Source organism: Endozoicomonas sp. ALD040, assembly GCF_049275945.1.
Taxonomy (GTDB): Bacteria; Pseudomonadota; Gammaproteobacteria; order Pseudomonadales; family Endozoicomonadaceae; genus Endozoicomonas_A.
The window spans coordinates 5,809,134-5,834,103 of record NZ_CP184829.1 but is presented as its reverse complement, the minus strand read 5'-3'; the positions used below and the strand labels follow the sequence as shown (position 1 = coordinate 5,834,103).

The window sequence follows — 24,970 nt, the reverse complement described above, 5'->3', positions numbered from 1 at the left end:
TTAAAAATTATTCAGTCAGATAAAGTTCCAGAATGAAAGTTCATAACAAGTTGGTAAGTACAACTAACAAAATTTCTTTCGGCACACTCAAGATGGTGTTACTCACTGACAGCAGACCATGAATGATTCCTTCGCAGTTCAGTGATTTTCACTATACCGTCCCGACTGGAGGTGACTACCTGACTGCCATCAGCGTTAAAGGTGGCCGATGAGATCCAGGCATCATGGGCGATGGTGGCTTTTTCTGACCATGAGCCATCATGCTGCTGACCAATGATTTTCACCGTTTTTTTGTGGCTGGCAGTAGTCACTATATGAAGACCATCAGGACTGAAGGTGGCTGATGTGTCCCAACCAGTATGGGGAAAGGTGGTTTTTTCTGCCCATGAGCCATTGGCTTTCAGGCCGTAGATTTTTAATGTGCCATCATTGCTGGCAGTGACTACGTGGCGGCCATCGAGGCTGAAGGTGGCAGAGTTGACTCTTATCCTGTGTTCAATGATGGTATTTTCTTCCCAGGATCCATCGGCGCTCTTGCCATAGATTTTCGCCTTGCCATCCAGACTGGCAGTGACCACATAGCTACCATCGGCGTTGAAGGTGGCTGAAATGACACCTCTATCATGGGGAATGACACCTTTTTCTTGCCATGATCCATCGCCCCTCTGGCTATGGATTTTCGCCGTCTTATCCCAACAGACGGTCACCACATGGCAGCCATCGGTGCTGAAAGTGGCTGACTCGACAAGATCATTATGGGGAAGGGTGGCCGTTAATTCCCATGATCCATTATCTTTCTGGCTATGGATTTTCGCTGTTTGATCCCAACTGGCAGTCACCAGATGTCGACCATCGGTGCTGAAGTTGGCTGATCTGATGAATCCATCATGAATAATGGTGGTTTTTGGTTCCCATGGTTCATCACACTCCAGATCATATACCTTCGCTCTGTTATGACTGGCGGTGACCAGGTAGTGACTATCGAGGCTGAAAATCGCTGATTTGACCCATCCTTCATGAGGAATGGTTGTTTTTATTTCCCATGATCCATCAGGCTTGTGGCCATATATTTTTGCCGTCTTGTCCGCATTGGCGGTAACCAGATAGCGGCCATCAGCACTGAGGGCCGCTGAGTCGACTTCATTTTCATGCACCATACGGATGCGATCATTTAATGAGGTGGCTGAGTTGGCTTTGTAAGTTTTGTCAATGGTGGCTTTGGTGACTAATTCAAAGGTTTCACATTTAGACATCAGCTCAGCCCTGGTGAAAAATAACAAAGCAGGTGAATAAACACTCATCGGCTGGCGCTCTGTGAGTGACTCGACTAACGCTCTATTATTCGTAAATGACTCAAACCAGGCACGGAGTTGATCCTTGTTTTTTGTACTGAGGGCCATCCTGAGTTGCTGCTGGTGTGCTGAAGTAAACTGGCGATACCAGGCTTTTGCCAGAGTGTTATCTTGCTTGATAACGTCGCGAAGGCGGGTAGATACCTTTTGTAAACTGCGAATATCCCGAAGTTTCAAATGGCAAAAAATCATGGAAAGTGTATCTGAGGCTAAATCCTGCAATGAAAGTTTTTGCTTTTCTTTCGTGTCAGCCAGAGTGATGGACCTGCCCGCATGGTTACCCGCCTGTGCCAGCGCTCTGGCTCGGGCTCGCGTCAGTGGTGGTTCAAAACCGGAATTATTGATTCCATGCATGTCTGGATCCTGCAAAGCGGGTGTTTATTCTCGATCACCGGGGAGGGTTAAAAATTGTTTAGTTAGTCAGAGATATTTCCGGAATGAAAGTTCATAACAGGTTGGTTAGTAAAACTAACAAAATGACTTTCAGTACCTGCAAGATAGTGTCACTCAGTGACAGCAGACCATGAATGCTTCCTTCGCAGTTCAGTGATTTTTACGATGCCGTCCCGACTGGAGGTGACCACCTGACTGCCATCAGCGCTAAAGGTGGCCGATGAGATCCAGTCATCATGGGCGATGGTGGCTTTTTCTGACCATGTCCCATCATGCTGCTGACCAATGATTTTCACCGTTTTCCTGTAGCTGGCAGTAGTCACTATGTGGAGACCATCAGGACTGAAGGTGGCCGATGTGACCAAACCAGTGTGGAGAAAGGTGGTTTTTTCTGCCCATGAGCCATTGGCTTTCAGGCCGTAGATTTTTAATGTGCCATCATCGCTGGCAGTGACTACGTGGCGGCCATCGAGGCTGAAGCTGGCCGAGTTGACTATTAGCCTGTGTTCAATGATGGTATTTTCTTCCCAGGATCCATCGGCGCTCTTGCCATAGATTTTCGCCTTGCCATCCAGACTGGCGGTGACCACATAGCTACCATCGGCGTTGAAGGTGGCTGACATGACAGCTCTATCATGGGGAATGACACCTTTTTTTTCCCATGATCCATCGCCCTTCTGGCTAAGGATTTTCGCCTTCTTATGCTGACAGACGGTCACCACATGGCAGACATCGGTGCTGAAAGTGACTGAATGGACAGAATCGTTATAGGGAAGGGTAAGGGTGGCCGTTAATTCCCATGATTCATCCTCTTTCTGGCTATGGATTTTCGTTGTGCCATCACGACTGGCGGTCACCACATGTCGACTATCGGAACTGAAAGCGGCTGATATGACGAAATTACCATGGGAAATGGTGGTGTTTGGTTCCCATGATTCATTGCACCCCCGATCATAGATTTTCGCAGTGTGATCTCCACTGGCGGTGACTACGTGGTGACTATCGGGGCTGAAAATCGCTGATTTGACACATCCTTCATGAGGAATGGTTGTTTTTATTTCCCATGATCCATCAGGCTTGTGGCCATAGATTTTTGCCGTCTTGTCTGCATTGGCGGTAACCAGATAGCGGCCATCAGCACTGAGGGCCGCTGAGTTGACTTCATTTTCATACATCATACGGATGCGATCATTTAATGAGGTGGCTGAGTTGGCTTTATAAGTTTTGTCAATGATGGCTTTGGTGACTAATTCAAAGGTTTCACATTTAGACATCAGCTCAGCCCTGGTGAAAAATAACAAAGCAGGTGAATAAACACTCATCGGCTGGCGATCTGTGAGTGACTCGACTAACGCTCTATTATTCGAAAATGACTCAAACCAGGCACGGAGTTGATCCTTGTTTTTTGTACTGAGAGCCATCCTGAGTTGCTGCTGATGTGCTGAAGTAAACTGGCGATACCAGGCTTTTGCCAGAGCGTTATCTTGCTTGATAACGTCGCGAAGGCGGGTAGATAGCTTTTGTAAACTGCGAATATCCCGAAGTTTCAAATGGCAAAAAATCATGGAAAGTGTATCTGAGGCTAAATCTTGTAATGAAAGTTTTTGCTTTTCTTTCTTGTCAGCAAGAGTGATGGTCCTGCCAGCATGGTTACCCGCCACTGCCAGCACTCTGGCTCGGGCTCGCGTCAGTGGTGGTTCATAACCGGAACTATTGATTCCATGCATGTCTGGATCCTGCAAAGCTGGTGTTTATTCTCGATCATCAGGGAGGGTTAAAAATTGTTTAGTTAGTCAGAGACATTTCCGGAATGAAAGTTCATAACAGGTTGGTTAGTAAAACTAACAAAATGACTTTCAGTACCTGCAAGATAGTGTCACTCAGTGACAGCAGACCATGAATGCTTCCTTCGCAGTTCAGTGATTTTTACGATGCCGTCCCGACTGGAGGTGACCACCTGACTGCCATCAGCGTTAAAGGTGGCCGATGAGATCCAGTCATCATGGGTGATGGTGGCTTTTTCTATCCATGTCCCATCATCTTGCTGACCAATAATTTTCACAGTGTTGTCATAGCAGGCAGTAGTCAGCATATGGCGGCCCTCAGGGCTAAAGGTGGCTGATAAGGTCCAATCCCCATAGGACTCATAGAAAAAGGTGGCTTTTTTTTTCCACAAGCCGTTGGCTTTTCTGCCGTAAATTTTCACTTTGTTATCGTTGTCGGTAATCAACAGGTGGCGGCCATCGTTGCTGAACCTGGCTGATCTGACAATTCCCCAGTGTTGAATGGTGGTATTTTTTTTCCATGATCCATCGGCCTTCTGACCATAGATTTTCGCCTTCCATTCCAGACCAGTGGCAACCAAATAGTGACCCTCGGCGCTAAAGGTGGCTGACAGGACATCACCAACATGAGGAATGGCATCTTTTTCTTCCCATGATCCATCGTCCTTCTGGCTATGGATTTTCACCGTATTATCAGAGGTGGTTAACACATGGCAGCCATCGATGCTGAAAATGGCTGAAGCGCCAGCAGTTTTATGGGGCAGGGTGGCCGTTAGCTCCCATGATCCATCGTCCTTCCGGCTATGGATTTTCGCTGTGCCATTCCAACTGGTGGTCACGACATGTCGACTATTGGCGCTGAAGTTGGCTGATTTGATGTCACCATTATGGGAAATGATGGTGTTTGGCTCCCATGTTTCGTCGCACCTCAGATTGTATATCGTCACCGTGCCACCCGAACTGGCAGTTACCAGATGGTGACCATCAGAGCTGAAAATCGCTGATTTGATCTCTCTGACATGGGGAATGATGGTTTTTTTTTCCCATGTTCCATCAGGCTTATGGCTGTAGATTTTTACCGTATTGTCGCCATTGGCGGTCACCAGAAAGCGGCCATCGACACTGAGTGCGGCCGAGTGGACTCTATTGTTTCGTCTAATTCGTATGGGATCGATAATGCTGTTGGATGAGTGGGTTTTATAAGTTTTGTCAAGGGTGGCTTTAGTGACTAATTCAAAGGTATCACATACGGACATCAGCTTAGCCTTGGTGAAAAATAACAGACCAGGTGAATAAAGTCTCATCGACCGACGGTCTGTGAGAGATTCGACTAACGCTCTATTATTCGTAAATGACTCAAACCAGGCACGGAGTTGATCTTTGTTTTTTGTACTGAGGGCCATCCTGAGTTGCTGCTGGTGTGCTGAAGTAAACTGGCGATACCAGGCTTTTGCCAGAGCGTTATCTTGCTCAATAACGTCGCGAAGGCGGGTAGATACCTTTTGTAAACTGCGAATATCCCGAAGTTTCAAATGGCAAAAAATCATGGAAAGTGTATCTGAGGCTAAATCCTGCAATGAAAGTTTTTGCTTTTCTTTCGTGTCAGCCAAAGTGATGGACCTGCCCGCATGGTTACCCGCCTGTGCCAGCGCTCTGGCTCGGGCTCGCGTCAGTGGTGGTTCAAAACCGGAATTATTGATTCCATGCATGTCTGGATCCTGCAAAGCGGGTGTTTATTATCGATCACCTGGAAGATTTGAAAATTATTTAGTTAGTCAGAGACAGTTCCGGAATGAAAGTTCATACCAGGTTGGTAAGTACAGCTAACAAAATGACTTTCGTCGCGTGCCGGATGGTGTCACTCAGTGACAGCAGACCATGAATGATTCCTCCGTAGTTCAGTGATTTTTACTATGCCATCCTCGCTGGATGTGATCACCTGGCTACCGTCGGCGCTAAAGGTGGCCGATGTGAGCCAGCCTTCATGGACAATGGTGGCTTTTTCTAACCATGAGCCATCATCCTGCTGACCAATGATTTTCGCCGTATTGTCCATGCTGGCAGTCACCAGATGACGGCCATCAGGGCTGAAGGTGGCCGAGAAGACCCGACCCTTATGGAAAAAGGTGCCTTTTTCTTTCCAAAAGCCATTGGCTGTTTTACCGTAAATTTTCACTTTACAATCATTGCTGGCAGTGACTAAATGGCGGCCATCGGGGCTGAAGCTGGTCGAGTTGATAAAATCACCGTGTTGAATGATGCCGCTTTTTGCCCATGATCCGTCGGCCTTTTTCTCATAGATTACCGCTTTGCGATCCGGACTGACGATGACCACAGAGCCGCCATTGGCACTAAAGGTGGCTGAAATGATACTACCGTCATGAGGAATGGCATCTTTTTCTTCCCATGATTCAGCGTCCTTCTGGCCAATGATTTTCAACGTCTTATCCTTACCGGCGGCTACCACATAACAACCATCGGTGCTGAAATTGGCTGAATAGATAGCATTCTTATAAAAAAAGCTGGCTGATAACTTCCATGATCCCTCACCTTTCTTACTAAGGATTTTCACTTTACCATCCAGACTGGAGGTGACCAGATGTTGGCTATCGGTGCTGAAGGTGGCTGACCTGATGTACCCATTATGAACAATGGTGGTTTTTGGTTCCCATGATTGATCACATCCCAGATCATATATCTTCGCTGCACAATGACGATTGACGGTGACTAAATGGTGACTATTGGGGCTGAAAATGGCTGGTTGGAAATTGCTTTCATGAGGAAAAGAGGTTTCTAGTTCCCATGTTTTATCAGGATTTTGGCGGTAGATTTTTGCCCTATGGTCGCCATTGGTGGTTGCCAGATAGCAGCCATCGGCACTGAGGGCCGCTGATTTGACCTTGTTGAGACTTGCGTTAGCGTTGGGGTTTTGTAGGCTGATGGCTGGGTTGATTTCATGAGTTTTGTCAATGGTGGCTTTAGTGACTAATTCAAAGGTTTTACATTTAGACATCAGCTCAGTCCGGGCGAAAAATAATAGTGCAGGTAAATAAATATTCGTCGGCTGGAGATCCAGGAGTGACTCGACTAACGCCTTATTATTTGAAAACGACTCAAGCCACTCACGGCGTTGATTCTTATCTTTTGCGCTGATGGTCATCCTCAGTTGATTCTGTTGTGCTGAAGAAAACTGGCGATACCAGGCTTTTTCCAGAGCGTTATTTTCCTTGATTGTGTCGCGAAGACGAGTACATACCTTTTGTAAACTGCGAATATCCCGAAGTTTCAAATGGCAAAAAATCATGGAAAGTGTATCTGAGTCTAAATCTTGCAATGAAAGTTTTTGCTTTTCTTGCTCGTCAGCTTCAGTGATGGACCTGCCCTCGTGGTTACCCGTTGGTGTTAGCGATAGAGCTTGCACTGATGGTGGTTCAATAACGGAATTATTATTTATTTCATGCATATCTTGATCCTGTAAAGCGGGTGTTTATTCTCGATCGCCAGGGCGGTTAAAAAGTTATTTAGTTAGAGACAGTTCCAGAATGAAAGTTCAAGACGGGCTGGTCAGTGAAACTAACAAAATGACTTTTGGTGGATGCAGGATGGTGTTACTGAGATAGCGTCACTCAGTGACAGCAGACAATAAATGATTCCTTTGCAGTTCAGTGATTCTCACCGTGCCGTCCTCACTGGATGTGATTACCTGGCTGCCGTCGGCGCTAAAGTTGGCCGATGAGAGCCAGTCATCATGGACAATGGCGGCTTTTTCTGACCATGACCCATCATCCTGCTGACCAATGATTTTCGCCGTTTTGTCATAGCTGGCAGTCACCAGATGGCGGCCATCAGGGCTGAAGGTGGCTGATATGACCAGACTCCTATGGGAAAAGGTAGCTTTTTCTTCCCATAAGCCATTGGCTTTTCTGTCGTAAATTTTTACTGTGTGATCATAGCTGGCAGTCACCAGATGTCGGCCATCGGGGCTGAAGTTGGCCGACTTGACAGGTCCCCTGTGTCGAATGACGGCATTTTCTGCCCATGATCCATCAGTCTTCTTGCTGTAAATGATCGCCTTGCAATCGACAATACTGGCAGTGGCTACACAGTCACCATCGGCGCTGAAGGTGGCTGAGATGACACTGCCACCATGTTGAATGACATCTTTTACTTCCCATGATGGATTGTCCTTCTGGCGATGGATTTTCACTGTCCTATCCTGACAGGCGATTAACGCGTAGCAGCCATCGGTGCTGAAAGTGGCTGAATAGATATCACAATGATGGGAAAAGATGACTGATAACACCCATGATCCATCATCTTTTTGGCTACTGATTTTAACTGTGTTATCCAAACTGGTGGTCACGATATGTCGACCATCGTTGCTGAAGGTGGCTGATCTGATGAGATCATAATGAGTAATGGTGGCTTTTGGTTCCCATGATTCATTGCATCCCAGAGCATAAATCTTCGCTGTGCCATCACCACTGAAGCTCACTGCATGGTGACTATCGGGGCTGAAATTCGCTGATTTGACCCATCCTTCATGAGGAATGGTTGTTTTTATTTCCCATGATCCATCAGGCTTGTGGCCGTAGATTTTTGCCGTATTGTCGCCATTGGCCGTGACCAGGTAGCGGCCATCACTACTGAGGGCGGCTGAATTGACTCTATTGAGGTGTTCCAGGTGGATACGATCGACTAATTGAAGGTCTGGGTTGGGTTTATATATTTTGTCAATGGTGGCATTAGTGACTAATTCAAATCTTTCACATTTGGACATCAGCTCAGCCCTGCTGAAAAATAACAGAGCTGCTAGATAAACGCTCGTCGGCTGCCGATCTGAGAGTGACTCGAGTAACGCCTGATCATTCGAAAACGACTTAAACCAGGCTCGGAGTTGATTCTTATCTTTTCCAGCGATGGTCATCCTTAGTTGAGACTGGTGTTCTGAAGAAAACTGGCAAAACCAGGCTTTTGCCAGAGCGTTATCTTCTTTGATAGTGTCGCGAAGGCGGGTAGATACCTTTTGTAAACTGCGAATATCCCGAAGTTTCAAATGGCAAAAAATTAAGGACAGTGTCTCTGAGGGTAAATCCTGTAATGAAAGTTTTTGCTTTTCTTTCGTGTCAGCTATAGAGGTGGACCTGCCCGCGTAGTTACCCGTTAGTGCCGGGGCTTTGGTTGGAGCTGGCGTCGGTGGTGGTTCAAAACCGGAATTATTGATTCCATTCATGTCTGGATCCTGCAAAGCTGTTGTTTATTCTCGATCGTCAGGGCGGTTTAAAAATTATTTAGTGAGCAGAGACATTTCCAGAATGAAAGTTCAAAACAGGCTGGTCAGTGAAACTAACAAAATGACTTTCGGTGCATGCGCAATGGTGTTGATGAGATAGCGTCACTCAGTGACAGCAGACAATAGATGATTCCTTCGCAGTTCAGTGATTCTCACTATGCCGTCCTCACTGGATGTGATCACCTGACTGCCATCGGCGTTAAAGGTGGCCGATAAGATAGGGCCATCATGAACAATCCTGGCCTTTTCTAACCATGTGCCATCATCCTGCTGACCAATGATTTTCGCCGTCTTGTCCCTGCTCGCAGTCACCAGATGACGGCCATCTGGGCTGAAGGTGGCTGATAAGGCACAATGCTTATGGGAAAAGGTGGCTTTTTCTTCCCATAAACCATTGGCTTTTCTGCTGCAAATTTTCACTGTGCCATCCTGGCAGGCAATCACCAAGTGATGGCCATCGGGGCTGAATGTGGCTGATCTGAGAGGTTTCTCGTGTCGAATGATGGTGTTTTTTTCCCATGATACATCGGACTTCTTCTCATAGATTTTCGCAGTGTGATCCACACTGGCAGTCACCAAATAGTGGCCATTGGGACTGAAGGTGGCTGAGCAGACAAGCTCATTATGGGGAATGACATCTATTTCTTCCCACAGTTCATCGACCACCTGTTTATGGATTTTCGCAGTATTATCATAACTGGCGGTTACCACATAGCGGCCATCGGTGCTGAAACTGGCTGACCAGACAGCTCTTTTATGGCGAAGGGTAGCGGTTAATTTCCATGAACCATCGCGTTTTTGGCTATGGATTTTCGCTGTTCGGTCGCCACTGGCGGTCACTACATGTTGGCAATCGGTGCTGAAGGCAGCTGACAGGATGGGACTACCATGGGCAATGGTGGTGTTTGGTTCCCATGATTCATTGCGCACCAGATCATATATCTTGGCCCTGCCATCCAGACTGGCTGTCACTAGATGTTGGCTGTCGTTGCTGAAGGTCGCTAATTGGACCCAGAAGTCATAGGGAATGCTGGTTTCTTTGTCCCATGTTTCATCAGCCTTTTGGCCGTAGATTTTTGCCGTATGGTCTTCATTGGCGGTGACCAGGTATCGGCCATCAGCACTGAGTTTTGCTGAGTACACATCACACTTTATGTCAATGGAGGCCTTAGTGACTAATTCAAAGGTTTCACATTGAGACATCAGCTTAGCCCTGGTGAAAAATAATAAAGCAGGTGAATAAACACTCGTCAGCTGGCGATCTGTGAGTGACTTGATTAACGCCTGATCATTGGAAAACGACTCAAACCAGGCTCGGAGTTGATTTTTATCTTTGCTGGTGATGGTCATCCCCAGTTGATTCTGGTGTGGTGATGAAAACTGGCGATACCAGGCTTTTGCCAGTGTGTTATCTTCTTTGATAACTTCCCGAAGGCGGGTACATACCTTTTGTAAACTGCGAATATCCCGAAGTTTCAAATGGCAAAAAATCATGGAAAGTGTATCTGAGTCTAAATCTTGCAATGAAAGATTTTGCTTTTCTTGCTTGTCAGCTTCAGTGATGGACCTGGCCGCGTGGTGACCCGCTGATCTTAGCGATAGAGCTTGAACTTGCGTCAGTGGTTGCTCAAAACCGGAATTATTGATTCCATCCATGTCTGTATCCTGCAAAGCTGGTGTTTATTCTCGATTATGAGGGGATTTTGAAAATTATTTAGTTAGTCAGAGACAGTTCCGGGATGAAAGTTCATAACAGGTTGGTAAGTAAAACTGACAAAATGACTTTTTGTGCATGCTGAATGGTGTCACTCAGTGACAGCAGGCGATAAATAATTCCTCCGTAGTTCAGTAATTTTCACTATGCCATCTTCACTGGATGTGATCACCTGACTGGCATCGGCGCTAAAGGTGGCCGATGAGATCCAGTCATTATGGGCAATGTTGGCTTTTTCTAACCATGAGCCATCATCCTGTTGACCAATGATTTTCGCCGTTTTACAAAACACGACAGTAGTCACTAGATGGCGGCTATCAGGACTGAAGTTGGCTGACAAGAGCCAAAGCTTATGGGGAAAGGAGGCTTTTTCTTCCCATAAGCCATCGACTTTTCGGCCGTAAATTTTCACTGTGCGATCTCTGCTGGTAGTCGCCAGATGGCGGCTATCGGGGCTGAAAGTGCCCGAGTTGACAGTATCTTTGTGTTGTATAGTGGTATTTTTTATCCATGATCCATCGGACTTCTTCTCATAGATTTTCGCTTTGTAATCCATACTGGCGGTGACCAGATAGCGACCATCGGCGCTGAAGGCGGCTGACAGGACAGTCGCCTCATGGGGAAAAACCTTTTTTTCTGTCCATGATCCATCGGTCTGCTGACTATGGATTTTCGCAGTGTTATCGTAACTGGCGGTAACCACATGGCAGCCATCGGTGCTGAAACTGGCCGAATAGAGCGATTTCTCATGAGGAAGGATGGCTGTTAACTGCCAGGAACCATCGCGCTTTTGGCTATGGATCTTCGCCGTTCCGTCCATACTGGCGGTCAACACATGTTGGCTATCGGTGCTGAAGGAAGCTGATCTGATGTGATTTTCATGGGAAATGGTGGTGTTTGGTTCCCATGATTCATTGCATCCCAGGTCACATATCTTTGCCATGTCATTACTAATGACGGTGACTAAATGATGACTATCGGGGCTGAAAATTGCTGATTTGACATGGCCTTCATGAGGAATGGTGGTTTTAATTTCCCATGTTCCATCAGGGTTTTGACTGTAGATTTTTGCCGTATTGTCTCCATTGGCGGTGACCAGATAACGGCCATCGCTGCTGAGGGCGGCTGAATTGACTTTACTGAGCTGTCCCAGGCGGATGCGATTAATAATGCCGGTGGCTGAGTTGGTTTTGTAAGTTTTATCAATGGTAGCTTTAGTGACTAATTCAAAGGTTTTACAGTTCGACATCAGCTCTGCCTTGGTGAAAAATAACAGAGCAGGTAAATAAACACTCGTTGGTCGGCGATTCGTAAGCGACTCGATGAACGCCTGATCATTGGAAAACGATTCAAACCAGGCACGCAGTTGATTCTTATTTTTTACAGTGATGGTCATCCTTAGTTGAGACTGATGTTGAGGAGAAAACTGGCGATACCAGGCTTTTGCCAGTGTCTTATCTTCTCTGATAACGTCGCGAAGACGGGTACAGACCTTCTGTAAACTGCGAATATCCCGAATTTTCAAATGGCAAAAGATCAGGGACAGTGTATCTGAGGCCAAATCCTGCAATGAATGTTTTTGCTTTTCTTTCTTGTCAGCTACAGCGATGGATCTGCCTGCATGGATACCCGTTGGTGTTAGCGATAGAGCCTGCGTCAGTGGTGGTTCAATACCGGGCTTATTATTTATTCCATGCATGCCTGGTTCCTGAAAAGTTGTTATTTATCTACGATCAGCAAGGACGTTTAAAAATTATTTAGTCAGTCAGAGACAGTTTCAGAGTGAAAGTTCATAACAGGCTGGTCAGTGAAATTAACAAAATGACTTTCGGTACATTCAAAAGGGTGTCACTCAGTGACAGCAGACAATAAATGATTTCTCCGTAATTCAGTGATTTTCACTATGCCATCTTTACTGGATGTGATCACCTGACTGCCATCGGCGCTGAAGCTGGCCGATGTGATAAAGTCATCATGGACAATGTTGGCTTTTTCTAACCATGAGCCATTATCCTGCTGACCAATGATTTTTGCCGTTTTACAACGCTTGTAAATTGACACCAGGTGGCGGCCATCAGGGCTGAAGCTGGCTGACAATACTTCATCATCATGGAAAAAAATGGCTTTTACTTTCCATACACCATTGGCGTTTCGACCGTAGATATTTACTGTGCCAAAGTTGCTGCCGGTCACTAAATGGCGGCTATCGGGGCTGAAGGTGGCCGATTTGTTAACGTTGTTGTATAGAGTGAGGGTATTTTCTTTCCATGATCCATCGGGCTTCTTCTCAAAGAGTTTCGTCCTGCAATCCATACTGGCGGTGACCAAATAGCAACCATTGGGGCTGAATTTGGCTGAAATGACTTTACCGCTATGGGGAATGGAATCTGTTTCTTCCCATGATCCATCCGCCTTCTGGCTATGAATTTCCACCGTTTTATTAAAAGAGGTGGTGACCACATGGCAGCCATCATCGCTGAAGTTGGCTGAGTTGTAGGCTTTCCTGAGGGTGGCCGTTAATCGCCACGATCCATCATCCTTCCGGCTAAGGACTTTCCCTGTCTCATCACAACCAGTGATCACCGCATGACGACTATCAGTGCTGAAGGTGGCTGAATTGATGAGAGCACCATGGCGAAAGGTGGTGTTTGGTTCCCATGATTCATCCCATGCCAGATCATATATCTTCGCCGCATTAAAACTTACGATTAATAGATGGTGACTATCGGGGCTGAAAATGGCTGATACAACCGGTTTGTCATGGGGAATAGTGGTTTTTATTTCCCATATTCCATCAGCCTTGAGGCCGTAGATTTTTGCCGTACGGTCTCCATTAGCTGTGACCAGATAGCGGCTATCAGCACTGAGAGCGGCTGAGTTAACCCTATTGAGCTCTGGCCTATTCAAGGGACCGGCAATGGGGGGGGATGAGTTCGCTTTATAAGTTTTGTCAATGGTGGCTCTGGTGACTAATTCATAGGTTTTACATTGAGACATCAGCTCAGCCCTGGTGAAAAATAATAGAGCGGGTGAATAAACACTCGTCGGCTCGCGCTCTGTGAGTGACTGGAGTAACGCCTGATCATCGGAAAAGGACTCAAACCAGGCTCGGAGTTGATTCTTATCTTTAATGGTGAGGGGCATTCTCAGTTGATTCTGGTGTGATGAAGAAAACTGGCGAAACCAGGCTTTTGCCAAAGCCTTGTCTTCTTTGATCAGGTCGCGAAGTCGGGTACATACCTTTTGTAAACTGCGAATATCCCGAAGTTTCAAATGGCGAAAAATCAGGGACAGTGTATCTGAGGTTAAATCCTGAAATGAATATTTTATTTCCTTGTCAGATACAGTAACGGACCTGCCCGCACTGTTATCCGTTGTTGTTAGCGATAGAGCTTGTGTTAGTGGTGATTCAGTAACGCGATTTTTATTTATTCCATTCATGACTGGCTCTTGCAAAGTTGCTTTTTATCGTTGATCAACAAGGGCAGTTAAAAAATATTCAGTCAGTTAGAGAAAATTTCAGAATGAACGTTCATAACAGGCTGATCAGTGGAACTAACAAAATGCCTTTCGGTGCATGCAGAAAGATGTCACTCAGTGACAGCAGACAATGAATGATTTCTCCGTAATTCAGTGATTTTCACTATGCCATCCATACTGGATGTGATCACCTGGCTGCCATCGGCGCTGAAGCTGGCCGATGAAACAGAGTCATCATGGAAAATGTTGGCTTTTTCTAACCATGAGCCATCATCCTGCTGACCAATGATTTTCGCCGTTCCGTCCTTGCTTGCAGTCACCACATGACGGCCGTCAGGGCTGAAGGTGGCTGAAAAGACCCAATCATCATGGAAAAAAGAGGCCTTTTCTTCCCATAAGCCATCGGCTTTTCGACCGTAAATTTTCACGGTTTGATCTCTTCTGGCCGTCACTAAATGACGGCCATCGGGGCTGAAGGTGGCGGATTTGACATATTTAGTGTGTTGAATGAAGGTATTTTCTTCCCATGATCCATCGGATTTCTTCTCATAGATTCTTGCCTTGCAATCATTCATACCGACGGTAACCACATAGCGATCATCGGCGCTGAAGGCGGCTGACAGGATAGCCTCCTCATGGGGAAAAACTTCTTTTTCTTCCCATAATCTGCCGTTCTGGCTGTAGATTTTCGCGGTTTTATCCCTGCAGGCAATTAGCAAATGGCGGCCGTCGGTGCTGAAAATGGCTGAATGGATAGCATCGTAATGGGCAAGGATGGCAGTTGAATTCCATGATCCATCATCCTTCTGACTGTAGATTTTTGCTGTGTGATCCAAACTGGCGGTTACTACATGTCGACTATCGGTGCTGAAAGTGGCAGAAGAGATTGGATTATCATGGCGAATGGTGGCCTTTGGTTGCCATGTTTCATTAGATCCCAGGTCAAATACCTTCACCATGCCATAGCCATACGAACTGACGATCACCAGATGGTGACCATCGGGACTGAAAATTGCTGATACGACCTGTCTATCAAGAGGAATGGTGGTTTTAATTTCCCATGTTCCATCCGTCTTGTGGCCGTAGATTTTTGCTGTATTGTCGCCATTGGCGGTTACCAGATAGCGGCCATCAGCACTGAGGTCGGCTGAGTGGACTCTATTGTCAGCTTCCATAATCATGAGCTCGTCAGAGCTGGTGTCTGAGTTGGCTTTATAAATTTTGTCAATGGTGGCTTTTCTGACTAATTCAAAGGTTTTACATTGAGACATCAGCTTAGCCCTGGTGAAAAATAATAGAGCAGGTGAATAAACACTCGTCGGCTCGCGCTCTGTAAGTGACCGGAGTAACGCCTTATCATTGGAAAACAACTCAAACCAGGCTCGGAGTTGATTCTTGTCTTTTATGGAGAGGGTCATCTTCAGTTGATTCTGGTGTGCCGAAGAAAACTGGCGATACCAGGCTTTTGCCAGAGCGCTATCTTCTTTGATCACGTCGCGAAGGCGGGTACAAACCTTTTGTAAACTGCGAATATCCCGAAGTTTCAAATGGCGAAAAATCAGGGACAGCGTATCTGAGGTTAAATCCTGAAATGAAGATTTTTTTTCCTCGTCAGATACAGTAATGGACCAGCCTGCACTGTTACCCGTTGGTGTTAGCGATAGAACTTGAGTTTGCGTTATTGGCGGTTCAATAACGGGTTTATTATCTATTCCATGCATGAAGGGCTCCTGCAAAGTTGTTATTTGTCTTTGATCAACAAGGACGTTTAGAAATTTTTAGTCAGTCAGAGACAGTTTTAGAATGAAAGTTCAAAACAGGTTGGTAAGTACAACTAACAAAATGATTTTTGGTGCATGCAGGATAGTGCTACTGAGATAGTGTCACTCAGTGACAACAGACAATAAATGATTCCTCCGTAATTCAGTGATTTTCACTTTTATTGCTCACTGTTGAAGGCTGCCCGATGGTTGGGCTCCATAGTCTTCAAGAAGTTTCTTGCAGTCTGTGCAGATAAGCTGCATAGCATAGTCGAGAGCCGTCCTGCCATATTTATCCTTCTCTTTGGCTACTAAGCGGTCAAAGTCCAGCAATTTCTGGATGACCTCTGGATGGCCACAATTAGCAGCTGTGTGGAGAGCCGTTTTGCCATTGTTGTCCTTCTCTTTGGTCAGTGAGCGGTCAAATTCCAGCAATGTCTGGATGGCCACTGTGTTGCCACGAAAAGCAGCATTGTGGAGAGCCGTTTTGCCATCGTTGTCCCTCTCTTTGGCCAGTGAGGGGGCAATTTTCAGCAATTTGTGGATGGTCTCTGAGGGGCCTTCATAAGCAGCTTTGTGGAGAGCCGTTTCGCCAAAGATATTCTTCTCTTTGACCAGGGAGGGGTCAAAGTTCAGCAATGTCTGGATGACCTCTGTCTGGCCTTCCGAAGCAGCCAGGTGGAGAGCCGTTTCGCGATCAATCTTCTCTTTGGCCAGGGAGGGGTAAAAGTCCAGCATTCTCTTGATGAATTTTGTGTTGCCATTGCGAACAGCAGTATGCAAATCCCGAAGGTGCTTGATTCGGTCACTGTCCGACAATACCTTGGCCTTGACGGCCTCTGTGTGGCCTTGACCGGTAGCAAAGTGGGGTGATTTTGCTCCATCAGACGACGAGCTTTTTTCTTCTGGCTTCAATTCAGGTCGAACATCAAACACTTTCGTCACAACAATCTCAGGCAATCGGATGGTTGTTAACTGATTGGCTGAAATACTCTTGCGACAGAGAGAACACTCTTTTTTGTCTTCTACCCAACGGGTAATGCAATCTTTATGGAAGAGTTGACCGCAACAGGGAGTGGCCGCAACATTTTCGACCATTGCCTCCATGCAAATTGGACACTCCATGTGAGCCACTGCGTCTGAAAGCTCCTGAGTTGATGGCGATGAAGCAATTTCAGATGACGTGGGTTTTTGATTGAATATCGGCTCAAGCAGCCCCAGAACCTGTTTGAGTTTCAGGTCTTTTTCAAGGTAAGGAGATACACGAGCATAATCGTATAAAGGCCGCCAGCTAAGTTCGCCTACGAGATTTTTATCAAGCAGCTCATTGGCCACAGCATCTGATAAACCATGCAAAAGCCAGGAAAAAATAGTACCGGCGCTGATACCTCGATCAACCAATATATGAAAAGGCGTACAACCAGCAATATTGGCTTCTGATAGCATGGCTGGCGTAATGGTTTCAGCATTGCGTTCAAAGAATGCTGCAATCTCTTCAGGTGAGCTGTTTCTTGCTATTTCGTGTAACTGGTTTTTACCACTGGCGACAGTGACTATGGATTTTTCTGTGATGCTTTTTTCTCGCTCTTCCTTCAACCAGTCAAGTCGATGTGACCTGACTTGAAACAGCCTGGCCTGTTGAAACAGCTCGTCCCAGCTGAGTTCAGGGTTAGTCTCCAAAAGTGTTTTTAGAAGCTGGTCATGCTTATGCTCAAGGTCAGCCCGCAACCAAGACGATGCAGCTGCAGGAGAAGTATGCTGTAAAAACATCTGAGATACAGAGACACCGGCATGGTTGGTTGTTAATCCTATGAGATAATCAAAGTAAACCCTGCCCAGAAATGCTTTGGTCAGTGAGATATTACCTCTGGCAAAGAGAAGATGCAGCGGGGTATAGCCATCAATGGCTCGTTTTTTGCGTAACACCTTAGAGTCAAGGTAAATGCGACAGCCTTCAATAAGCCGTTGAATGGTAGATGGATAAGCCTGACCAAACAGTATGTGCAGTGGCGTTTCGCCATTATGGGCTTCAGCCTCCAGCATAGCACCGGTCATCAGGGAATAATTCTGGTCAATAAAATTATAAATCAGCGTGTTACTGCAACTGGCAAAAAGAATATGCAGCAGGTTTGCGCCACTGAAATTCTGCATTGCCAGATCCTGGCGAACAGGTCTGCCTGTCTGATTTTGTAATCTTTGAAACACTCCCTCCACTGCCCGGAAGAAATTCCGGTGATAAAGAATATGAAGCGGAGTTGAACCTCGGCGGTTCTGCCGGGCCTGCAATTCCCAGGTAATCATCTTGCCATTAGATTGAATGGTTTCCATGATGTCCTGTTCCGACTGATATTGAAACAGGTAGTGTGCTGATGTCCAGCCGTCATTGTCTGGAAGCTGTATCAGTTCAGCGGTTACCCAATGCTTGAAACGCTGCAGAAACGACCGGATGACTGCCGGTGAAGCATATTGAGCCAGATCGTGAAGCACGGTTCTGTGGTTACGATCGGTCTGATTTAAATCCTCAGCGTCTATCGGTAAATCGAACTGTTGTAACAGGTCGAGCAGGGTTTCTTCGGTTCCGAAACGAATCATGAAACGGAACAGAGTCAGAGTATTGTCCATTAAAGGTGTTCCCGGTACTTGCCCTCTGTACCGAGTGCACTGACTTTGGGTATGGCTTTTTAGCATTACTTGGCGTGCGTCAAGGGTACCTGCAATGGGTCTGAATTGTTGACACTGATCGCATGTTATCCGGTGCCTTTCTGCGTGAGGCAGTACTTCCTGAAGCAGAAACCCGCTTTGTTCGCAATCCACACAAGATAGCCTTAAACCGGCTTCTGACGCAGGCCTGTCCAGATTCGCTAACACCTGTCGTTTGCTGACGTGATATTCGGTTTGATGCAGTATGACGGTGTAATACTCATCATCCCCGGAAAATGCATTATGAGTGTAATCGGTACCTTTGTTATCAGGTTCTGGATAATTCTGCTCTGGCTGGTTTTGTTGTTTTTCATTGTTGTGTGTCTGGCGGCCTGAATAACGCTGTTTGTTGCCTTTATTCACTGCGGGATTTTGTGAACTTGTGCTTTCGGAGTTTCCCAGCTGTATGGTTCCGGGGGGTGTCTGAGTCTTGGTCTGTCTTCTAAAGGTGCGTTCCAGTTCCGAGTATTCAAACTCAAGACTGAACTCAGTATCTGGAAGTTCCAACACGATAGCCAGTTGCTTTCGGAGGGATTTAAGGATTTCTTCAGATAATGGGTTGGGTAGTTCATCTGAGTCCGCTGTCAGCTCCAGAAGCTGTTGTATCAGATGCTCCCTGCCACTGAGTTTGGGTGCGAGCCAGTGTAAAAGCGCCCGTGTATTAAGCAGCTTATCCGCCAGTTCCCGGGATTCAGCCAGGCTGATTTGGAAGGTAAGCGGCGGCGAATCGCCGAACCGCACAACCATCGTTACTCCTTCGGGCTGAGTATTGGTAAGCCAGTGGTACACCCCGACAAAGGGCAGATAATCACGCCAGTTAGCAGGCAGGCTCAGAGTGGGCAGGAGAATCAGGTCGACCATCATTTTGTCAGGTACGGGCATAAAGGGCGGTCGTTTGAAATCGTTGTCATCGTCAGTGTCGTAGCCACCACCTGAAGGGCTTTGAAACAACACAGGCTTGATTGGCATATCGGCGGGAGGAATTGCCCCGGCATTTTGAGTATTGAGCGTTTTTTCTACTCGTCCATCTACCACTAAAAAAGGCCTTTTTGAACGCAGATATTGCCCTGATGTGAATGGATACGGGTGATTAAAAGACTCCGGGCAAGGCTGGCTTTCTTTAATCGTCATTCTGCCCGTTCGCTCACTCAACGTAAGCACATAAAGGTGGGTTGATTTATCATTATCAGAAAAGGGGAAAGGTACAACAGCACTGGCTTGATAAGTAAAGCCCTGAGCGTTTAAGCCTTGTGCACAGACAATGAATGGCTGGTCGATCTGCCCGAAAATAGTAACTTCGCCAGTAAAAGACTGTGTTCGTGTGCTCTGAGTTTTTGTAGCAACACTTACCGACCTGGCTCGAACGGATATAGAGGCATCACTTTGTTGGTTTACAGGCAACTGCCATTCCAAATATTCACCAGTGGCCACTTCAGGATTTGTGAAAAAGGAAATTACTGTTGCTACAAATGATACAGTCGACAGCTGTAGAAAGGTGTAAAAGATGTACATTGCCAAAGAGTTTAGGTTGCTGAGTTTATACAGGGTAGTCTGTTTTGTTGATACTGAGAATTGGAATAAGCCTTGTGAGGCTGTCGCAAAACTCCAACAACTCGTTCCCATACTCCGAGGTTGTCGAAAAACCCTGGTTCCCCTCCCGTCATTCCCGGCTAGACTCCCGTCATTCCCGTCTAGACTCCCGTCATTCCCGGCTAGACTCCCGTCATTCCCGGCTAGACTCCCGTCATTCCCGGCTAGACTCCCGTCATTCCCGGCTAGACTCACGTCATTCCCGCGAAGGCGGGAATCCACACTGAATCACCACCAGAACCATACTGCCCGGTGCCCCTGGCCTTTTCATCCGCGAGAAGGCAGAGGCCCACTGTTGGCGCTGGATTCCCGCCTTCGCGGGAATGACGACCTCAGAGCTTGGGAACGAGGGCTGTATGGATATCAAGGCTTAGCTGCACTAGTCTCTTCCAAAATTGATGCAGTTATTTTTCGGCGTGCTACCTGAAGACTAAAGTTGAGAAACGTTGGTGAAAAGGCGTTTATTCAGGATGGGGAGATCAAAGGTACTGCGACGGGTTTGGCGCAGTATGAGGGCGAGGTTTGAAATAATCAAGAATCGGTTCTCCGCGCAATTTTATTGCTCACTGTTGAAGGCTCCCAGATGGTTGGGCTCCATAGTCTTCAAGAAGTTTCTTGCACTTTCTGTGGCCACACTTGATAGCAAAGTCGAGAGCCGTTTTGCCATCGTTATCCTTTTCTTTGGCCAGGGAGCGGTCAAAGTTCAGCAATGTCCGAATGTCCGCTGTGCATCCCTCACGAGCAGCTTTGTGGAGAGCGGTTTCGCCGTAGTTATCCTTCTCTTTAGCCAGCGAGCGGTCAAACTTCAGCAATGTCTGGATAACCACTGTATGGCCCCAAAAATTAGAAACAGCTTTGTGAAGAGCCGTATTGCCATAATAATCCTTCTCTTTGGCCAGAGAACGGTCAAACTTCAGCAATGTCCGGGTGGCCTTTAAGTGGCCACATTCAGAAGCGAAGTGGAGAGCCGTACAGCCATAGTTATCCTTCTCTTTGGCCAGTGAGGGGTCAAAGTTCAGCAATGTCTGGATGGCCTCTGTGTGGCCGTTATAAGCAGCTAAGTGGAGAGCCGTACAGCCATAGTTATCCTTCTTTTTGGCCAGTGAGGGGTCAAAGTTCAGCAATGTCTGGATGGTTTCTAGTTGGCCATTACGAGCAGCTGAGTGGAGAGCCGTCGAGCCATCGTTAGCCTTCTCTTTGGCCAGGGAGGGATCAACCTTCAGCGATTCCCTGATCAACCATGTGTTGCCATTGCGGGCAGCAACGTTAAAATCCCAAAAGCGGATGAATCGGTCAATGTCCGACAATACCTTGGCTTCGACGGTGTCTGTTTGGCCTTGACCAGTAGCCAAGTGGGGTAATGGTGTATCGCCCATCTTATCTGTCGTTTCTAATTGCATACCGGCTTTAAAGTCAGGTTCAACACCAAAGGCAAAACCTTTTGCTCCATCAGGCGACGAGCTTTTTTCTTCTGGCTTCACTTTAGGCTGAGCATCAAACCCTTTCGGAACAACAATATTAGGCAGTCGGATGGTTGTTAATTGATTGGCTGAAATACTCTCGCGACAGAGAGAACACTCTTTTTTGTCTTCTACCCAACGGGTAATGCAATCTTTATGGAAGAGTTGACCGCAACAGGGAGTGGCCGCAACATTTTCGACCATTGCCTCCATACAAATTGGACACTCCATATGAGCCTCTGCGTCTGAAAACTCCTGAGTTGATGGCGATGAAGCAATTTCAGATGATGTGGGTTTTTGATTGAATATCGGCTTAAGCAGGCCCAGAACCTGTTTGAGTTTCAGGTCTTTTTCAAGATAAGGAGATACACGAGCGTAATCGTATAAGTGCCGCCAGCTAAGTTCGGCAAAGAGATTTTTATCAAGCAGCTCAACGGTCACAGCATCTGATAAACCATGCGAAAGCCAAGACAAAATAGTACCGGCGCTGATACCTCGAACAACCAATATATGAAAAGGCGTAATACCAGCAGTATTGGCTTTTGATAGCATGGCTGGCGTGATGGTTTCAGCATTGCGTTCGAAGATTGCTGCAATCTCTTCAGGTGAGCTGTTTCTTGCTATTACGTGTAACTGGTTTTCACCACTGGCGACAGTGACTATGGATTTTTCTGTGATGCTTAAAACCTCTGAAGATTTTTCAGCACTTGCAATGGAGACTTCCGAAGTCGTTGCTTTCTCCGGTACAAACAGCGGCGGAGCGGATGGCCCATGAGCAAGCCTTGTCGAACCCAAAGGTTCTGAAAGCGGTGCCGAAAATCCAACAAATGATGGTTCAAGTTTTTCTCGCTCTACCTTCAACCAGTCAAGTCGATGTGACCTGACCTGAAGCTGCCCGGCCCGTTGAAACAGCTCGTCCCAGCTGAGTTCAGGGTTAGTCTCCAAAAGTGTTTTTAGAAGCTGCTTATGCACATGCACAAGGGTAGCCCGCAACCAGGTCGATGCAGCTGCAGGAGAAGCATGCTGCAACAACATCTGAAGTACAGAGACACCGGCATGGTTGGTTGTTAGTCCTGTGAGATAATTAAAGTCAAAGCTGTCCAGAAATGCTTTAGTCAGTGAGATATCACCTCTGGCAAAGAGAAGATGCAGCAGGGTATAGCCATCAATGGCTCGTTTTCTGCTTAACACCTGAGAGTCAAGGTAATTTTTATAGAGGTCAATAAGCCGTTGAATGGCAGATGAAGAACCCTGCTCAAACAGTATGTGCAGAGGCGTTTCGCCGTTATGGGCTACATCCCCCAGCATAAAACCGGTCTTCAGGTAATTCCGGTCAATAAAATGATAAATCAGCGGGGTACTGCCACTGGCAAAAAGAATATGCAGCAGGTTCACGCCACTGAAATCCTTCACTGCCAGATCCTGGCTAACAGGTCTGCCTGTCTGATTTTGTAATCTTTGAAACACTTCCGCCACTGCCCGGAAGAAATGCCGGTGATAAAGAATATGAAGCAGGGTTGAACCTTGGTGGTTTCGCCGGGACTGCAATTCCCAGGTAATCATCTTGCCATTAGATTGAATGGTTTCAGTGATGGCTTGTTCTGACTGATATTGAAACAGGTAGTGTGCTGAAGTCCAGCCGTAATTGTCTGGAAGCTGTATTAGTTCTGCTGTTACCCAATGTTTGAAACGCTGAAGAAACGATCGGATGACTGCCGGTGAAGTATATTGAGCCAGATCGTGAAGCACGGTTCTGTGGTTACGATCGGTCTGATTTAAATCCTCAGCGACTATCGGTAAATCGAATTGTTGTAACAGGTCGAGCAGGGTTTTTTCCGTTCCGAAACGAATCATGAAACGGAACAGAGTCAGAGTATTGTCCATTAAAGGTGCTCCCAGTACCTGCCCTCTGTAGCGAGTACACTGACTTTGGGTATGGTTTTGTAGCATTATTTGGCGCGCATCAAGGGTACCTGCAATGGGTCTGAATTGTTGACACCGATCGCATGTTATCCGGTGCCTTTCTGCGTGAGGCAGTACTTCCTGAAGCAGAAACCCGCTTTGTTCGCAATCCACACAAGATAGCCTTAAACCGGCTTCTGACGCAGGCCTGTCCAGATTCGCTAACACCTGTCGTTTGCTGACGTGATATTCGGTTTGATGCAGTATGACGGTGTAATACTCATCATCCCCGGAAAATGCATTATGAGTGTAATCGGTACCTTTGTTATCAGGTTCTGGATAATTCTGCTCTGGCTGGTTTTGTTGTCTTTCATTGTTGTGTGTCTGGCGGCCTGAATAACGCTGTTTGTTGCCTTTATTCACTGCGGGATTTTGTGAACTTGTGCTTTCGGAGCTTCCCAACTGTATGGTTCCGGGGGGTGTCTGAGTCTTGGTCTGTCTTCTAAAGGTGCGTTCCAGTTCCGAGTATTCAAACTCAAGACTGAACTCAGTATCGGGTAGTTCCAACACGATAGCCAGTTGCTTTCGGAGGGATTTAAGGATTTCTTCAGATAATGGGTTGGGTAGTTCATCTGAGTCTGCTGTCAGCTCCAGAAGCCGTTGTATCAGATGCTCCCTGCCACTGAGTCTGGGTGCGAGCCAGTGTAAAAGCGCCCGTGTATTAAGCAGCTTATCCGCCAGTTCCCGGGATTCAGCCAGGCTGATTTGGAAGGTAAGCGGCGGCGAATCACCGAACCGTACAACCATCGTTACTCCTTCGGGCTGTGTATTGGTAAGCCAGTGGTACACCCCGACAAAGGGCAGATAATCACGCCAGTTAGCAGGCAGGCTGAGAGTGGGCAGGAGAAGCAGGTCGACCATCATTTTGTCAGGCACGGGCATAAAGGGCGGACGTTTGAAATCGTTGAAATCGTCAGTGTCGTAGCCACCGCCTGAAGGGCTTTGAAACAATACAGGCTTGATTGGCATGTCGGCAGGGGGAATGGCCCCGGCATTTTGAGTATTGAGCGTTTTTTCTACTCGTCCATCTACCACTAAAAAAGGCCTTTTTGAACGCAGATATTGCCCTGATGTGAATGGATACGGGTGATTAAAAGACTCCGGACAAGGCTGGCTTTTTTTAATCGCCATTCTGCCCGTTTGCTCACTCAACCTGAGCACATAAAGATGGGTTGATTTTGCACTATCAGAAAAGGGGAAAGGTACAACAGCACTGGCTTCATAAGTAAAGCCCTGAGCGTTTAAGCCTTGTGCACAGACGATAAATGGCTGGTCGATCTGCCCGAAAACAGTGACTTCGCCAGTAAAAGGCTGCGTTCGTGTGCCCTGAGTTTTTTTAGCAACACTTACCGACCTGGCTCGAACGGATATAGAGGCATCACTTTGTTGGTTTACAGGCAACTGCCATTCCAAATATTCACCAGTGGCCACTTCAGGATTTGTGAAAAAGGAAATTACTGTTGCTACAAATGCTACATTGGA

The 24,970-nt window shown here is 46.7% G+C and carries 11 protein-coding genes; all 11 read right to left on the bottom strand.

Annotation, left to right across the window (positions count from 1 at the left end):
• Positions 1-98: 98 nt before the first annotated feature.
• On the bottom strand, positions 99-1,706 hold the full coding sequence (locus tag ACOJUN_RS21050) for an F-box/WD repeat-containing protein (RefSeq protein WP_422133842.1): 1,608 nt from the start codon (positions 1,704-1,706) through the stop codon (positions 99-101).
• Positions 1,707-1,855: 149 nt separating this feature from the next.
• Positions 1,856-3,472, bottom strand: coding sequence for an F-box/WD repeat-containing protein (locus ACOJUN_RS21045; RefSeq protein WP_422133841.1), 1,617 nt, complete (start codon positions 3,470-3,472; stop codon positions 1,856-1,858).
• A gap of 149 nt (positions 3,473-3,621) precedes the next feature.
• On the bottom strand, positions 3,622-5,238 hold the full coding sequence (locus ACOJUN_RS21040; protein WP_422133840.1) for an F-box/WD repeat-containing protein: 1,617 nt from the start codon (positions 5,236-5,238) through the stop codon (positions 3,622-3,624).
• A gap of 149 nt (positions 5,239-5,387) precedes the next feature.
• Positions 5,388-6,992, bottom strand: coding sequence for an F-box/WD repeat-containing protein (locus ACOJUN_RS21035; protein WP_422133839.1), 1,605 nt, complete (start codon positions 6,990-6,992; stop codon positions 5,388-5,390).
• A gap of 159 nt (positions 6,993-7,151) precedes the next feature.
• On the bottom strand, positions 7,152-8,762 hold the full coding sequence (locus ACOJUN_RS21030) for an F-box/WD repeat-containing protein (protein ID WP_422133838.1): 1,611 nt from the start codon (positions 8,760-8,762) through the stop codon (positions 7,152-7,154).
• A gap of 162 nt (positions 8,763-8,924) precedes the next feature.
• Complete coding sequence (locus tag ACOJUN_RS21025) at positions 8,925-10,478, bottom strand: F-box/WD repeat-containing protein (RefSeq protein WP_422133837.1); 1,554 nt, start codon at positions 10,476-10,478, stop codon at positions 8,925-8,927.
• Between the two features lie 149 nt (positions 10,479-10,627).
• Positions 10,628-12,235 carry an F-box/WD repeat-containing protein gene (locus tag ACOJUN_RS21020; protein WP_422133836.1) on the bottom strand — a complete coding sequence of 536 codons (1,608 nt, stop codon included), beginning with the start codon at positions 12,233-12,235 and terminating at the stop codon, positions 10,628-10,630.
• A 149-nt stretch (positions 12,236-12,384) separates the two neighbouring features.
• Entirely contained in the window at positions 12,385-13,977 is a 1,593-nt protein-coding gene (locus ACOJUN_RS21015; protein WP_422133835.1) for an F-box/WD repeat-containing protein, read from the bottom strand.
• Between the two features lie 149 nt (positions 13,978-14,126).
• The gene (locus ACOJUN_RS21010; protein ID WP_422133834.1) at positions 14,127-15,737 is read right to left on the bottom strand and encodes an F-box/WD repeat-containing protein; all 1,611 of its coding nucleotides are present in this window, start codon (positions 15,735-15,737) and stop codon (positions 14,127-14,129) included.
• A 225-nt stretch (positions 15,738-15,962) separates the two neighbouring features.
• The gene (locus ACOJUN_RS21005; RefSeq protein WP_422133833.1) at positions 15,963-19,877 is read right to left on the bottom strand and encodes an ankyrin repeat domain-containing protein; all 3,915 of its coding nucleotides are present in this window, start codon (positions 19,875-19,877) and stop codon (positions 15,963-15,965) included.
• Positions 19,878-20,629: 752 nt separating this feature from the next.
• Entirely contained in the window at positions 20,630-24,889 is a 4,260-nt protein-coding gene (locus ACOJUN_RS21000; RefSeq protein ID WP_422133832.1) for an ankyrin repeat domain-containing protein, read from the bottom strand.
• Positions 24,890-24,970: the final 81 nt, after the last annotated feature.

Excerpts from the sequence above, each read along its gene's own strand:
- ACOJUN_RS21025 (WP_422133837.1), bottom strand. The coding sequence starts at position 10,478 with ATGGATGGAATCAATAATTCCGGTTTTGAGCAACCACTGACGCAAGTT.
- ACOJUN_RS21030 (WP_422133838.1), bottom strand. The coding sequence starts at position 8,762 with ATGAATGGAATCAATAATTCCGGTTTTGAACCACCACCGACGCCAGCT.
- ACOJUN_RS21010 (WP_422133834.1), bottom strand. The coding sequence starts at position 15,737 with ATGCATGGAATAGATAATAAACCCGTTATTGAACCGCCAATAACGCAA.
- ACOJUN_RS21020 (WP_422133836.1), bottom strand. The coding sequence starts at position 12,235 with ATGCATGGAATAAATAATAAGCCCGGTATTGAACCACCACTGACGCAG.
- ACOJUN_RS21035 (WP_422133839.1), bottom strand. The coding sequence starts at position 6,992 with ATGCATGAAATAAATAATAATTCCGTTATTGAACCACCATCAGTGCAA.
- ACOJUN_RS21045 (WP_422133841.1), bottom strand. The coding sequence starts at position 3,472 with ATGCATGGAATCAATAGTTCCGGTTATGAACCACCACTGACGCGAGCC.
- ACOJUN_RS21015 (WP_422133835.1), bottom strand. The coding sequence starts at position 13,977 with ATGAATGGAATAAATAAAAATCGCGTTACTGAATCACCACTAACACAA.
- ACOJUN_RS21050 (WP_422133842.1), bottom strand. The coding sequence starts at position 1,706 with ATGCATGGAATCAATAATTCCGGTTTTGAACCACCACTGACGCGAGCC.
- ACOJUN_RS21040 (WP_422133840.1), bottom strand. The coding sequence starts at position 5,238 with ATGCATGGAATCAATAATTCCGGTTTTGAACCACCACTGACGCGAGCC.